This window comes from Paenibacillus sp. LS1 (genome assembly GCF_026013365.1).
Taxonomy (GTDB): Bacteria; Bacillota; Bacilli; order Paenibacillales; family Paenibacillaceae; genus Paenibacillus.
Map to the genome: position 1 here is coordinate 124,813 of NZ_JAPDOE010000006.1, position 14,738 is coordinate 139,550.

The 14,738-nt window shown below is 50.8% G+C and carries 13 protein-coding genes; all 13 read left to right on the top strand.

Annotation, left to right across the window (positions count from 1 at the left end; genetic code table 11):
• The first annotated feature begins 53 nt into the window (after window positions 1-53).
• The 13 genes from OM416_RS21090 to OM416_RS21150 all read left to right on the top strand — a co-directional run bounded on the left by OM416_RS21090 (window position 54) and on the right by OM416_RS21150 (window position 14,185).
• The gene (locus OM416_RS21090) at window positions 54-1,304 is read left to right on the top strand and encodes a sirohydrochlorin chelatase (RefSeq protein WP_264932708.1); all 1,251 of its coding nucleotides are present in this window, start codon (window positions 54-56) and stop codon (window positions 1,302-1,304) included.
• Window positions 1,301-2,071: a precorrin-6A reductase gene (gene cobK / locus OM416_RS21095; protein ID WP_076332457.1), complete on the top strand. Its 771-nt coding sequence runs from the start codon at window positions 1,301-1,303 to the stop codon at window positions 2,069-2,071. The genes OM416_RS21090 and cobK overlap by 4 nt, the downstream gene beginning before the upstream one ends.
• A 71-nt stretch (window positions 2,072-2,142) precedes the next feature.
• On the top strand, window positions 2,143-2,790 hold the full coding sequence (locus OM416_RS21100) for a precorrin-8X methylmutase (RefSeq protein ID WP_264932711.1): 648 nt from the start codon (window positions 2,143-2,145) through the stop codon (window positions 2,788-2,790).
• Between the two features lie 883 nt (window positions 2,791-3,673).
• The gene (locus OM416_RS21105; RefSeq protein WP_264932712.1) at window positions 3,674-4,810 is read left to right on the top strand and encodes a cobalt-precorrin-5B (C(1))-methyltransferase; all 1,137 of its coding nucleotides are present in this window, start codon (window positions 3,674-3,676) and stop codon (window positions 4,808-4,810) included.
• On the top strand, window positions 4,773-6,053 hold the full coding sequence (cbiE, locus tag OM416_RS21110; protein ID WP_264932713.1) for a precorrin-6y C5,15-methyltransferase (decarboxylating) subunit CbiE: 1,281 nt from the start codon (window positions 4,773-4,775) through the stop codon (window positions 6,051-6,053). The genes OM416_RS21105 and cbiE overlap by 38 nt, the downstream gene beginning before the upstream one ends.
• Window positions 6,054-6,085: 32 nt before the next feature.
• A complete protein-coding gene (cobI, locus tag OM416_RS21115; protein WP_145324591.1) occupies window positions 6,086-6,802 on the top strand; it encodes a precorrin-2 C(20)-methyltransferase in 717 nt (238 codons plus the stop codon).
• Window positions 6,799-7,596, top strand: a complete 798-nt coding sequence (cobM, locus tag OM416_RS21120; RefSeq protein WP_264932714.1) for a precorrin-4 C(11)-methyltransferase — start codon at window positions 6,799-6,801, stop codon at window positions 7,594-7,596. The genes cobI and cobM overlap by 4 nt, the downstream gene beginning before the upstream one ends.
• Window positions 7,589-8,677 (top strand): cobalt-precorrin 5A hydrolase, encoded by a 1,089-nt coding sequence (locus OM416_RS21125; RefSeq protein ID WP_264932715.1) that lies wholly within the window; start codon window positions 7,589-7,591, stop codon window positions 8,675-8,677. Before cobM ends, OM416_RS21125 begins: the two co-directional genes overlap by 8 nt.
• A gap of 298 nt (window positions 8,678-8,975) precedes the next feature.
• Window positions 8,976-10,481 carry a cobyrinate a,c-diamide synthase gene (locus OM416_RS21130; protein ID WP_264932716.1) on the top strand — a complete coding sequence of 502 codons (1,506 nt, stop codon included), beginning with the start codon at window positions 8,976-8,978 and terminating at the stop codon, window positions 10,479-10,481.
• A 179-nt stretch (window positions 10,482-10,660) separates the two neighbouring features.
• The gene (locus OM416_RS21135) at window positions 10,661-11,380 is read left to right on the top strand and encodes an SDR family oxidoreductase (protein ID WP_264932717.1); all 720 of its coding nucleotides are present in this window, start codon (window positions 10,661-10,663) and stop codon (window positions 11,378-11,380) included.
• A 42-nt stretch (window positions 11,381-11,422) separates the two neighbouring features.
• Window positions 11,423-12,061, top strand: a complete 639-nt coding sequence (locus OM416_RS21140; protein WP_062836873.1) for a ThuA domain-containing protein — start codon at window positions 11,423-11,425, stop codon at window positions 12,059-12,061.
• Between the two features lie 72 nt (window positions 12,062-12,133).
• Window positions 12,134-12,514, top strand: coding sequence for a phasin family protein (locus OM416_RS21145; RefSeq protein WP_062836874.1), 381 nt, complete (start codon window positions 12,134-12,136; stop codon window positions 12,512-12,514).
• Complete coding sequence (locus tag OM416_RS21150) at window positions 12,515-14,185, top strand: ABC1 kinase family protein (RefSeq protein ID WP_074092594.1); 1,671 nt, start codon at window positions 12,515-12,517, stop codon at window positions 14,183-14,185.
• Window positions 14,186-14,738 lie beyond the last annotated feature (553 nt).

Below are 14,738 nucleotides of genomic sequence, written 5' to 3' on the forward strand. Positions count from 1 at the left end.
AATGAATATGAAAAGTCTGATCTGCGGGTCAGACGGGGGAGGAATAACAGAAGATGGATGCAATATTATTGGTGGGACACGGGAGTCGTGATCCTGAGGGGAACCGGGAACTGAAGGAATTTGCAAGTGAGGTAGCGGCGAAGGCGCCGGAGAATACGTTGGTAGAGACCTGTTTTCTGGAGTTAACGAGACCAAGTATTGCGGAAGGTGTTGCCGCTTGTGTGGATCGAGGGGCAACACGTGTCGTGTTGGTACCGATCATTTTGTTTGCTGCCGGTCATGCCAAGATTGATATTCCTAACGCTATTGACCGTGCTAAGGCACGTTATCCGCAGGTGGAATTCGTATATGGTCGTCCCATCGGTGTTCATGAGAAAGTCGTTCAAATCATGCAGACCCGTCTGCAAGAAGCTCAACCTGTACTTGTCGCATCCCAAGGCGGAACAGCGGTAGCGGCTCCACCTGCTCCGGTAACGGATGAAGAGACCGCAGTACTGGTACTTGGACGGGGAAGCAGTGACCCGGATGCCAACAGTGACTTTTTCAAAATGACCCGGATGTTGTGGGAGAAACTGCCCTACAAGTGGACGGAAAGCAGCTTTATCGGCGTGACTCAGCCATCATTCCCAGATGGATTAGAGCGCTGTCTGTTGTTGGGTGCAAAGAAAATCATCATCATGCCTTATTTCCTGTTCACAGGTGTACTGATCAAGCGCATTGATGAAATGACTGCGGAATTTGCAGCGGCACATCCAGACATTCAGGTCGAGGTTGGCGGATACTTTGGATTTCACCCGAAGCTGGTTGAACTCGTACTGGAGCGGGCCCATGAGGGGTTATACGGACGTGTAACAGCCAACTGTGACAACTGCCAATTCAGACTTGAAGCAGCCAAACACCATCATCACCATCATGATCACGACCATGGGCATGACCACGATCATCACCATGATCACGACCACGACCATGATCACCATCATCACGATCACGAGCATAGTCATGATCACCATCATGAACACAGCCATGCGCACCATCGCGATCATTCGGATCATGATCACACGCATCATCATGACGAGCATGACCATAAGCACGTACATGCACATGATGACCACTCGCATAAGCATGACCACGATCATGATCACAATCAGACTGCCGTCGATCGTCAAGCGTCACTCGATTATCATCATGATCACGATGAAGAGCTGCATCATACTCATCACGAGCATGAAGGAAATGCACAAGAAGATGCTTCTCCCGATCAGGCACAGGTTGCAGCAACTTCAGAGCAGGTGAATCGTCCATGATCTTCATGTTGTGTGGCACAAGTGATGCACGGGAACTGGCTCTACAGATCCAGCAGCAAGGTGCAGACGTGCTGACTTCTGTTGTAACCGACAGTGCGGCGAATAGCCTGACAGAAGCCGGATTACCTGTTCGGACAGGCCGTTTGACTGTGGAAGCCATGGTGGAACTGGTGCGTGAAAAAGGTAGCCGTGCCATCGTGGATGCAAGTCATCCGTTTGCCGAAGAAGCACATGCCAATGCGATGGAAGCAGCCAAACAGGCAGGCATTCCATACATTCGTTATGAGCGTACGGGTTTGGCGTACGATGATCATGCGTTACTACATGTCGTATCTTCCTATGATGAAGCAGCACTGAAGGCCAAAGAATTGAAGGGCTCGGTCATGCTGACGACAGGTAGCAAAACGTTGCAGATCTTCACCAAGCACCTGCTCGGTGATCCGGACATTCGTCTCGTAGCCCGCATGCTTCCACGTCTCGACAATATGGAGAAATGTGGTGAGCTTGGCGTGGAACAGCGCAATATTATTGCGATGCAGGGACCTTTTTCCCGTGAAATGAATGAAGCCTTGTACAAGCACTATGCGACGACCGTAATGGTCACCAAGGAGAGTGGCAAGACCGGAGCAGTGGATGAAAAAATCCAATCTGCACTGGAGCTGGGCATTCATGTTGTGCTGATTTCACGCCCGGAGGCTGAATTTGGAACAGTGTTTGATCATTTTGAAGGTGTACTGGATGAGTTGAAGCGCGTATTGGTGCAGTAGAACGCCCCAATAGTCTTAATTTGAATAACGAATATTTGAATGACACCACTACTTGAAGGAGTGAAATGCACATGGATTTCAAAACGGATTTTAAACCATTGACCGTACAACCACAGGAGATTGAAGGCAAAAGCTTTGAGATGATCACGGAGGAACTGGGTGAGCATCCTTTTACGGATGAACAATATCCAGTGGTACAACGTGTCATTCACGCCTCGGCAGACTTCGAACTGGGCCGCAGTATGGTGTTCCACCCGGATGCCATTCAAGCAGGGATTGCAGCGCTTCGCACCGGCCAATCTGTTATCGCTGACGTACAGATGATTCAAGCTGGCGTAAGCAAGGATCGCATTCGTGGTTTTGGCGGAGATGTGCATGTACATATTTCCGATCCCGATGTGATGGAGGAAGCCAAACGCTTGAACACCACTCGGGCAATCATCTCGACGCGTAAAGCAAATCAATTATACGAAGGCGGAATCTACGCCATTGGTAATGCTCCAACAGCACTGCTGGAACTGATCCGTCTGGTCAAAGAAGGCGAAGCCAAACCGGGCCTGATCATCGGTATGCCGGTCGGATTCGTATCTGCAGCCGAGTCTAAAGACGAGCTGCGCAAACTCGACATCCCGTTTATCACCAACATCGGCCGCAAGGGTGGAAGCACCATCGTCGTAGCAGCCCTGAACGCCATCTCCCTAATGGCAGTGAAGGCGTAGTCGTTTAAATAAACGATCACAGGTTAGTAAAGGCAATCGTGACGCAAACGAGCCGTTAACGAATTTCAGGAAACTATAACGAACTTTAACGAACCTTACAGGCCTTATATTGCCGATTATCATCCGTTTCATATTTTAACGAACCTGAGTAACGTTATTCCGCTGGAAAACGCCAAAAGTAGTGAGAGTAACGTCTTTTAAATGAAATAACGTCGCTGTAATTCGTTACAATTTTCTTTTGTGGAATTTGGCCCAAATAACGTTTCCTCGGTTCGTTAAAAAATAGACATACCATATATAAGTCTACACAAGCGCAACACCGCGTAACTACATTCCAGGCCAAGTACTACTGGCATGGAATGATCAGTTACCCAAAATAAACCTCAGGGCACTGCTCAGCCCAAGAGGTGGCATTTCGTACTGTGACAGGTGGAAGCAGACGGAGGTAGCAGCGAGGGGACAACCGCGATCATAAAAATGATCCGGCCCCGGAGTGGACCACCAAAGGCGGAGTTCTAAACAAGCGCAAAACCGTGTAACTACATTCCAAGCCAAGTCCTACTGGCATGGAATGATCAGTTACCCAAATAAACCTCAGGGCATAGTTTAGCCCAAGAGGTGGCATTTCGCACTGTGCCAAGTGGATGCAGAAGCAGGTAGCAGCGAAGGGGACGGAATCGATTCTGAAGAAGCGGAGCGGTCGCGTTTGTCTCCGGATTTCTCCCTTTGAAAAAGGGAATCAAAGAAATTTGGAGACAACAGCGATCATAAGAACGATCCGTACCCGTAGCGACCACCCAAGCGCCAAAAGTCCACCCACGTACGCAGGGGTAATGCCACCTCATTTAAACTAGCTAATTAAAGGACGGGAGGTTCAAACCCCATGATAGGCGGCAATACACCAGACCCCGACAAACCAATGCGTTCCGGCTTCACCACAGGAGCATGCGCCACAGCCGTTGCCAAGGGAGCGACGCAGCTCCTGTTAACAGGTGTTACGCCGGCACAGGCCGTGGTTTCATTGCCCGCGGGCTTTGACCACTCGTTCGAACTGATCGAGCAGGAACTGACCGATGGCGTAGCGACCTGTGCCACGATCAAAGACGCCGGGGATGACCCGGATGCCACGCATCGGGCAAAGATCATCGCACATGTGTCCTGGCGGGACGAGCCGGGTATGGAGCTGGACGGAGGCATCGGCGTAGGCCGGGTCACAAAGCCTGGACTGCCCGTGCCTGTAGGTGAAGCGGCAATTAATCCCGTTCCGCGCCGCATGATTACCGAGGCCGTCACTCAGGTGCTTGCCGAACATGGCACAGCCAGAGGAGTGCGGGTTGTGATTAGCGTCCCGGATGGCGAAGAAATCGCCAAGAAGACCCTGAATTCCCGGCTCGGGATTCTGGGCGGCATCTCCATTTTAGGTACACGCGGCGTGGTCGTTCCGTTCTCTACCTCTGCCTACAGAGCGAGTGTGGTGCAAGCTATTTCCGTTGCTCAGGCATCCAGCTGTGAGCATATTGTGCTGACCACGGGCGGCAGTAGTGAGAAATACGCGATGAAAATGATGCCCGAACTGCCGGAGGAAGCTTTTATCCAAATGGGGGACTTTGTCGGCTTTGCGATTAAACACGGTAAACGACTGGGCATGAAACGCATTAGTCTGGTCGGGATGCCTGGCAAATTTGCCAAAGTGGCTCAAGGCGTCATGATGGTGCACTCCAAGAGTGCGCCGGTGGATTTTGGATTTCTTGCGTCCGTGGCCCGCGAGACCGGAGCCGGCGATGAACTGGCGCAAGCGATCGAGGAAGCCAACACGGCGACTCAGGTGGCAGATATGATGACCGAGGCCGGGTACTTGCCCTATTTTGAAAAGTTATGTACATATGCTTGCCAGCACTGTTTGGAGCATGCTGGCGGCGGCGTGACGGTGGAAGTGGTATTGGTAACGATGAAAGGAATGGAACTGGGGAGGGCGGAAATCAGTGAACTCGAAGACAACAACTGGAGCAAAGAATCGTAAAATCCGCATTATTGGCGTGGGTGAAGAAGGCGCGGCAGGATTGACAACGGATAGCCTGAATCTCATTCAGGAGGCAGATGTACTCGTGGGCGGAGAGCGCCAGCTGCAATATTTCCCGGCATTTGCGGGTGAGAAGTTAGCAATCAAGAGCGGTTTAAGCGATCTCGTTGTGAAAATAAAAGCGTTGCAGGCCACACACAACGTCGTTGTGCTTGCCTCGGGAGACCCGCTATTCTACGGCATCGCCGGGTATTTAGCGCGCAAAATCGGTCCGGATCAACTGGAGATCCGGCCTAATCTCAGTTCGCTGCAGCTGGCATTTGCCCAGCTTGGCGAGAGCTGGCACGATGCCGTGCTCGAAAGCGTGCACGGACGCCCGCTCAAGGGCCTCGCACAGCGCATCGATGGCAAAGCCAAAATTGCGCTGCTCACGGACGAGCACAACAGCCCCGCTGCGATCGGGGCTTACCTGCAACAGTTCGGCATGACCGAGTATGATGCCTACGTTGCCGAGAACCTGGGCGGGGCAGATGAACGTGCCCGCCATTACACCTTGGGCGAGCTGGCGGCAGCAGAATGCAGCCCGCTGAACGTCGTGATTTTGCTGCGCCGCAAGGATGCACCTGCGCCGCGCCGGGGTTTCGGTTTTGCCGATGAGGAGTTCCATCAGCGCAAACCGGAGAAAGGCCTGATCACCAAGCGCGAGGTCCGCGCATTCAGCTTGGCTGAACTGCGACTAGGCGTGGACAGCATTGTGTGGGATATCGGCGCTGGCTCCGGCTCGGTGGCGGTAGAATGCACGCGGCTCGCGCCGCAGGGACAAGTCTTCGCCATCGAAAAAAACGAAGGTGACCTCCTGAACATCGAGGCCAATCGGATCAAATTCCGGACAGACTTCACCGTTCTTCATGCCAAAGCACCAGCAGGGCTGGACGAACTACCGGATCCGGATGCGGTGTTCATTGGCGGCAGCGGCGGCGAACTCGCGCAGCTGATCGCCTTGTGTGCGTCCCGGCTACGCCCGGAGGGACGCATTGTGGTGAATGCAGCGACCATCGAGACGCTGCATGACAGCATGAAGGCCATGCGCGAAGCGTGCCTGGACCCATCGGTGACGTTACTTCAGACGGCGCGCAGCAAGCCGATCCTGAACATGACCCGTTTTGACGGATTGAACCCAATTTACGTGATCACAGGAGACCATGGAGTAACAGAGGAAGCAGAAGCTGGAGCGGCAGAATGACTTTTCAAGGACAGGACAAGGGGGAAAACAACATGAGTACGGCAGCAGTAGGTACGCTGTATGGCGTGGGTGTCGGGCCGGGTGACCCGGAGCTGATTACCGTGAAGGCGTACCGGATGATCCGGGAATGTCCCGTGGTCGCTTACCCGAAGAAGCGCAAAGGCGGTAAATCGTACGCCCACGAGATCGTAGAACTGTATGTGAACCCGGAAGAGAAAGAGATGCTCGGACTGATTTTCCCGATGACGAAGGATCCGGTTGTGCTCGAACGCGAGTGGGGCAAGACCGTTGAAGCATGCTGGGGTGCGCTCAAAGAAGGCAAGGATGTTGCCTTTGTAACCGAGGGGGACCCAAACCTGTACAGCACATTTATTCATCTGGCACGGTTAATGAGAGAGTTGCATCCTGAAGTGCCCATTAGTTCGATTCCAGGTATCTCTTCTGTACTCGGTGCAGCGGCAGCACTGGATATCCATCTGGCAGACGGAGACGAACAGGTGGGCATTATTCCGGCTACGGCAGATAAAGAAGCGATGCGGCAGGCGATTGAGCATCACGATACGATTGTATTTATCAAAGTGGCAAAGGTGCTTGACCCAATGCTTGAATTGCTGGACGAGATGGGACTCGGCGGCAAAGCTTCGGTTGTTACCAAAGTCACTTCTCCATATGAACTCGTCTGGCGTGATGCCCGTGAACTGAAAGGGCAGGAGCTGGAATATCTAAGCCTGATGGTGGTGAGCAAATGAAGATATTGGAAGCAAAAGTCTATATCGTAGGCGCCGGCCCGGGTGACCCGGAACTGATTACGGTGAAAGGTTCCAACATTTTGAGAACTGCGGATCTGGTGCTGTACACGGATTCCCTTGTGAATGACGAACTGATTGCAACTGCGAAGCCTGAAGCAGAAGTGCTGCAAAGCTCAGGCATGGATCTGGAACGTCAGGTCGAGCTGATGTGTGAAGCGACTCGTGCGGGGCGCAGCGTAGCTCGTGTACATACTGGTGATCCGGCGATGTATGGCGCAATTCTGGAACAAATGGTACTGCTGAAACAGCAGGGTGTGGAATATGAGATCATTCCGGGTGTGAGTTCGGTCTTTGCTTCGGCAGCTGCATTAGGGGCTGAACTTACCGTACCAGAACTGACGCAGACCGTAATTCTGACGCGTGCAGAAGGACGTACCCCTGTACCTGAACGGGAGAAGCTGCGTGATCTCGCATCCCATCACTGTACGGTGGCGCTCTTCCTGAGTGCGACTTTGGCGAAAAAAGTCGTCGTTGAATTCCTTGCCGCAGGCTGGAGCGAAGATACACCGGTAGCAGTCGTGCAGCGGGCAACATGGCCTGATCAAAAGATTGTACGGACCACACTTTCTAATCTGGCAGCGGATCTGCGTGCCGCAGGCATTACAATGCATGCGATGATTCTGGCAGGCTGGGCGCTTGACCCCGATCTCGTGAACCGGGATGCCCACCGTTCCAAGCTGTACGACAAATCCTTCACCCATGGCTATCGCAAGGGAGTGAAGTCCGGTGAGTAATCCATTTGCAGCTGTTGCCATTACGAAACATGGTGTGGAGATGGTGCGTAATCTGGCGGGGCAGTTCCAGGGCACTGATGTCTATTATATGAGCAAGTTTGCCCGTGGAGATGAAGAACAGTTAGGTTATGAGCTGTTCGAAGGTTCGGTGAAGCTGATTTTACCTGACTTGTTCAAGCGATATAACGGCATTATTCTATTCATCTCTTTGGGTGCGGTTGTGCGTATGATTGCTCCGATTCTGGTGGACAAAAAAGTCGATCCGGCCGTGCTGGTCATTGATGACCGCGGCGAAAATGTGATCAGTGTGCTGTCTGGTCATCTAGGCGGTGCCAATGAGTTGACACGTCAGGTCGCTGAAGTACTCGGCGCACGTGCAGTGATCACAACGGCTTCAGACGTGCAAGGCACCATTCCGGTGGACATGTTCGGCCGGGAGTTGGGTTGGATCGTGGACAGCTTCGACAAAGCAACACCTGTCAGTGCGGCTGTTGTAAACGAAGAGCCTGTAGCTCTCATTCAGGAGACGGGGGAGCGGAACTGGTGGAAATATAACAAACCTGTGCCAGATCATATCCGTGTCTTCAGCAGCCTGGAGGAAACGGCATCATTCCCGTTCAACGCTGCGCTGGTCGTCAGTGACCGCCTGCTTTCAGCAGAAGAAGAGGAACGTTTTCTCACCAATGGCGTACTGTATCGCCCGAAAAGCCTCGTGCTCGGTATGGGGTGCAATCGCGGTACATCTGTAGAGGAATTAGAGCAGGAAGTCCTCGCCACCTTGGAGGAGTTATCCCTCTCCGTGAAGAGCGTGCGCAACATTGCCACGATTGATCTGAAAAAAGATGAAGAGGGCCTGTTGGCCCTCTGCGCCAAATACGGCTGGGAGCTGGTGACCTACACCCCTGCGGAGCTGAATACGGTGAAGCTTGCGAATCCTTCGGAGACGGTGTTCAAATATACCGGAGCATATGGCGTAAGTGAACCTGCGGCGTTGCTCTCCTCGGGAGCCGATCATTGGCTGCTTGAGAAGAAAAAGAGCGGCAATCTGACGATCTCCGTTGCCCGGGTTTCATTTGAGTAGAGATATGCATGAAGTTAATCTACTTTACACAATAGCACTGCGATGACAGAACACCCTTCTGATCGCTGTTATCCCCGATTTTTTTTGATTCCCTTTTCAAAGGGCAAAATCCGGTGATAAGCGTATATTTCCGATGTAGCTTTCTTTCTGAAAGCTTTTGGCGTTGCTTCTTCAGGTTTTTTCTGTCCTCTACGTATAGTGTAAACATTCATTTCATGAATAAAGAGTATGCATTAATCTTAACCGCATCGCTATTATGATGCGGTTTTGTTATACCGAAGAAAAGGTGGAAATGACAATGAACATTTCAGATCGTAACGCCAGACCCCGACTAATCATTGCAGGCACCGGAAGTGGTGCAGGGAAAACGACAGTAACCCTGGGGCTGATGAGAGCACTCGCTGAGCGTGGATTGAATGTACAAGGGTTCAAATGCGGCCCTGATTATATTGATCCGACATACCATACCGCTGTTACGGGCAGACCGTCCCGTAATCTGGATGCATGGATGACATCGCCTGAATACGTGAAGCATACGTTCGAGAAAGCATCGGCGGGACATGATATTTCCATTATCGAAGGCGTTATGGGCCTCTACGATGGCAAAGATCCGCTCAGCAATACAGGCTCGACTGCAGAGATTGCTCTGGTCACGCAGACCCCTGTGATCCTGGTCGTGGATGTACGCAGCATGGCTCGCAGTGCGGCCGCGATTGTTCTTGGTTTTCAACAGCTGGAGCCCGAATTAAATATTGCCGGAGTGATCGTCAACCGGTGTGGAAGTGCGGGGCACTATACGATTGTGAAAAAAGCCATTGAGCAGATGTGCGGCATTCCGGTGGTCGGCTGGCTGAAGCGGGACGAAGACATGTCCATCCCAGAGAGACATTTGGGACTGGTGCCTGCCATCGAGCGCGGTGAATTGGAACCATTATTTCAGCGGGCTGCCGATGTGTTGATGGAAGGTACCGATCTGGATCTTCTGCTGGAGCTGGCAGCAAGCGCCCCACCTTTGAATGAAGAAGTAGAAGTGAGTCCTGCGACTATTGCCCGCACTGATCCTGCTAATGCTGAATCAGGCCCAAATTACGATTCACTTTCCAATTCAGCGATCAACGATAATAATCGACATGTATCATATGCGGTACAGCCTGTCATTGCCGTTGCGCGCGATGCGGCATTTAATTTCTATTATCCCGATAATCTGGAATTGCTCGAAGCGGCCGGGGCTCGATTACATTACTTCAGTCCGCTCGCTGGTGAAGGTATTCCAACAGATGTAGATAGCGTCTATTTGGGCGGCGGGTTTCCAGAGGAGTTTGCAGCGGAGATTGCCGGTAACCAAGGGTTCTTGGAAGGAATTCGACAGGCGGCACAATCCAACATGCCTTTATTTGCCGAGTGTGGTGGTTACATGGTGCTCGGGGAAACATTGACCGACCGTGAGGGCGTCACCTTCGATATGGCGGGTATTATCCCCGCACAGGTGCAGATGCAGAAGAAGCGCGCTGCGCTTGGCTATCGTGAAGCGAGTAGCGTTCAGGATTGCTTTTTGCTGAAAAAGGGTGAGGTGCTTCGTGGTCATGAATTTCATTATTCCACGATGACCTATCGTGAAGAAGAAACAATCCCTTATGCATATGAGACCAAGGGGTTGCGTGGCCTGAAGCAAGAAGGGTATGCGGCAGGCAACATTGTGGCGGGGTATACACACGTTCATCTGGGCTCTTACCCGGCAGCCGCTCGAAGATGGGTGGAGCATTGTCTAGCCTATCGGCAGGAGCGATATATGCAGGGATTATAGCAGCTATTTATAGCTCAAATAGATAGCTGAATTCAATAAGCAAATTGGCTCTAATCTCGCTTTTACCTCCTGAGACTTTGGTCGTGAAGTTAGCGATCCCCATTCTTAATTAAAGGTTTTCAGATGAATATGTGGAATGAGTTAAAGACAGAATCATTATGCGAGGGAGGGACATCGTGATGAGAACCGTATGTGTAACTGGAGCTGCACGGGGTTTGGGATTGGCTTTGACGGCACAGATGCTCAAGAGAGGTTATCTCGTGTATGCGGCGGGTCTGGACGTGGAAGATACCGAGGGGATTCGTGTGCTTGCAGAAGGGTATCCCGACCATTTGCGTGCGATCGAATTGGATATCGCGGACGACCTGTCGGTAGCTCTGTTCACAGAGACATTGAAGCTGGATACGAATCATCTGGATATGCTGATCAATAATGCGGCTATACTAGGAAGTATTACGGATCATATCCGCGGGCCGTTGAATATGGCGGAGATGGCTGAAGTATTTAATGTGAACACCTTAGGTACACTGCGTGTGACTCATTCCTTGTTGCCCCTCCTTCTTCAAGGGCAGACCAAGCTGATTGTTGATATCTCTTCCGAGGCTGGAAGTATAGAGCAATGCAGTCGGGATGGCTGGTATGCCTATTGTATGTCCAAAGCTGCTTTGAACATGCAGGCCCGTCTTGTGCACAATGGTCTGAAGGATGAAGGCGGACAAGTGATGCTTGTGCATCCTGGTTGGGTACAGAGTTATATGCGGGGAGAATTGGATGCTTCTGCGGATCTCACGCCCGAGCAATCTGCACAGCATATCGCTGTACTTATCGACCGCCATGAACAATTTAAAGGAGATCAGCCCGCATATGTGGACTACAAGGGAGACACGCTTCCCTGGTAGTTGGTTTATACAGTGAGGTGAACAAGAAAGGAGATTGATTGAATGGATCATCGTAAAAAAGCATTACTACTTGGCGATTATACACATCCGGATTGGCACCCGCTTCAGGGGGTGGATGCGGAGATTAGCCGAATTTTCCATGATACTATGACTGTGCAGTGCAGTGAGAATCGGAATATGCTACTGCAAGAAAATATAACCGGGTTTGATGTATGTATCTCATACATGGACGATTGGAAGGGTAAAGTCTCTCCACAGCAGACAGCAGGTTTGTTGTCTTATGTGAGTAATGGGGGTGGACTGGTCATTATACATAACGGCATTTCGCTCCAAAATCGTTATGAACTCAAACAGATGATCGGTGCCAAGTTCCTGCATCATCCAGCTTACGCACCGCTTGAATTCACCGTAACGGAGGAAAACCATCCGGTGACGGAGGGCATTACCAGTTTTACGATGGAGGAAGAAGCATACCAGTTCGAGTTTGGTTCTTTTGCCGAAACGAAGATATTGCTGGAATATCAGTCTGAAGAAGGACCGAAGCCCGCGGTTTGGGCGCATCGATATGGTGTTGGCCGGATTGTTTATCTTATGCCGGGTCACCATGTGCCGTCTTTTGCACACGAGACGTACCGTAAATTACTCCTGCAAGCAGGCAAATGGGCTGCACGTTACGTCTAATCGAACGGACATTTTTGCATGTGGAGTATAAGGGGTATAATATAGAGATCAACGAAGAGGAGGATGACAAAAATGAGCGATTTGTTCAAAAAGGCGATCTCGTTAGGGCTTGGTCTTACTGTCGTAAGCAAAGAGAAAATTGAGAAAACCGTGGATGATTTGGTCAAGCGCGGGGAACTTGCGCCCGGTGAATCCAAAGCTTTGGTTGAACGCCTGCTGGAACGGGGCGATGAAGAGCAAGGTCAGCTCAAACGGGTGATTCAGGAACAGGTTAAACGAGTGCTTCAGGAAGCTGGTGTGGCATCCGAAAGTGATGTAACCAGTCTGGAACAGCGCGTTGCCGTCCTGGAGAAAAAACTTGCCGAACTGGGCCACTCACCACAGCTTCAACCTGATGAATCCCCGGCTCCGCTTGAAGTTCCTCCTCCTCTCAAAGGAAACGAGATCGAGTAGATGGCAGTGCGAATCAAACATGTCGGCAGATACCGTGAAATTGCCATGGCGCTCGTGCGTCATGGCTTCGGTTATATGGTCGAGGAGCTGGGCTTGTTCCAGTTGCTGGCTCTGCCCAGACGGTGGATGTCGCGTGAAGCACACACCACCAAAACGTTGAGTGAACGCATCAGGCTTGTGCTGCAGGAGCTGGGGCCAGCTTTCGTTAAGCTGGGGCAACTCGCAAGCACAAGGGCAGATCTATTGCCTGAGTCTGTCATTCGCGAGCTGGTGAAGTTGCAGGATCAGGTCCCACCGTTCTCTTCCGAGACGGCACGGGGTATTTTGGAACAGGAATTGGATACACCGCTGGAGGAGATCTTTTCCCGGTTCGAGGATACCCCTGTAGCTGCGGCCAGCATTGGACAGGTGCATCTGGGCAAACTTCAAAGCGGTGAGTCGGTAGCCATCAAGATTCAGCGGCCGGGCATATCGCGTATTGTGCAGCGTGACCTGGATATTTTGCGTGAGCTGACAGCGATGGCGGAGAAGCGCTGGGACTGGGTGAAGCAATATCAGATTCCGCAAATGGTAGAAGAATATGCTCAGGCATTGATGGCTGAGCTGGATTATACGGTCGAAGGACGCAATACGGAAAAGATTGCACAGCAATATCAACAGGACAACAAGGTCAAAATCCCGACCATTTACTGGGATCAGACTTCGTCTCGTGTGCTCACGATGGAATATATCGAAGGTATCAAACTTAATGATCGTGAAGAGTTGGTCAGACGAGGCCATGATCTGAATAACATTGCGGAGCGGCTGGTGGATTCCTTATTGAACCAGATCTTTATCCAGGGATTCTTTCACGCTGACCCACATCCGGGCAATCTGATGGTACTAAAGGATGGCCGTCTTGCTTTTATAGACTTCGGTATGGTGGGCAGTCTGAGCGATGAGATGAAACAACAACTCGCTTCGCTTATTATTGGGTTAATGCGCAAAGATACAGACAGTATGATCCGGGCAATTGAGAAACTCGGCATGATGCCAGATGACATGGATTTGCGTGGGCTTCATGTGGATTTGGACAAGTTGCGTAGCAAATATTACGATATTCCCTTTTCCAAGATTAGTGTGGGTCAGGCGTTAAATGACTTGTTCGGCGTAGCCCAGAGGCACCGGGTTGTCATGCCTGCGGATATTCTGCTGCTCGGTAAATCGTTGCTGACGATGGAAGGAGTGATCGAACATCTTGATCCTTCCCTGAGTATTGTAGATATGGCCGAGCCTTTTGGACGGAAACTGATCAAGGAACGTTTTAGCGCCGGAAGAATCAAGAATCGGTTGTTCCGCAGTGCGGCTGATATGGCCGAAAGTGTCATCGGTCTGCCAGGACAGTTAAGACAGTTATCATCCATTATTAGCAAAGGCAAGCTGAGGCTGGAGATCAGTGTCCCCGAACTGGATGCACTCATGCGTAGAATGGACCAGATTAGTAATCGACTGTCCTTTAGTATCGTGTTACTCGCCTTTTGTATCATCATGGTGGGATTGATTATCGGTTCGTCGATTAGTCATCAATCCACAATGCTGTGGGATATTCCGGTCATTGAGATTGGTTTCCTGGTAGCGATTCTGATGGTGGCTTTCCTGCTCTATTCAATATTCAAATCAGGAAGATTCTAGCATAACAACAACAAAACCCGTAAAGAGACTTTTATCAAAGGATCTTTGCGGGTTATTTTTGTATTATTTTGCATAACTCTATAGAGATGAAAGGGTGGGGTACTTTGAAAAAGATGGTCAGTAACCTTGTTCTAACGTTTTTAACCGGGATTCTTGCATATTATCTGGTGACACAGACCCTAACCCTAAATGCGATTTGGGTCAGTCTGATAGCCACGGGCATTGTCGCTATGTTCTATCTGCTACCGTATTGGATCAGGAGAGGCAGGCAGACCAGAAACTAGAGCCTAGATACCAATGCAGAAATATGTGAAGCGCCAAAGATCCGGATCATCTGGGTGGCGAAACCTTTTGCAGCAGTGAGATTATTTGTTTTTGAATAGAGCATGGGTGAGTAAATTATAGAAAGATTAAGATAATAGGAGATAAGGTTTAGTTTTTTCGCCTTAATTGTATTAGTACATATCCAGTCCAGTGACTATAATAATAGGTCAGTACATTAACGGACCCGGTTTTTCTGAGAGGGGAAAACCTATTGGCTTCAGGATCAGCT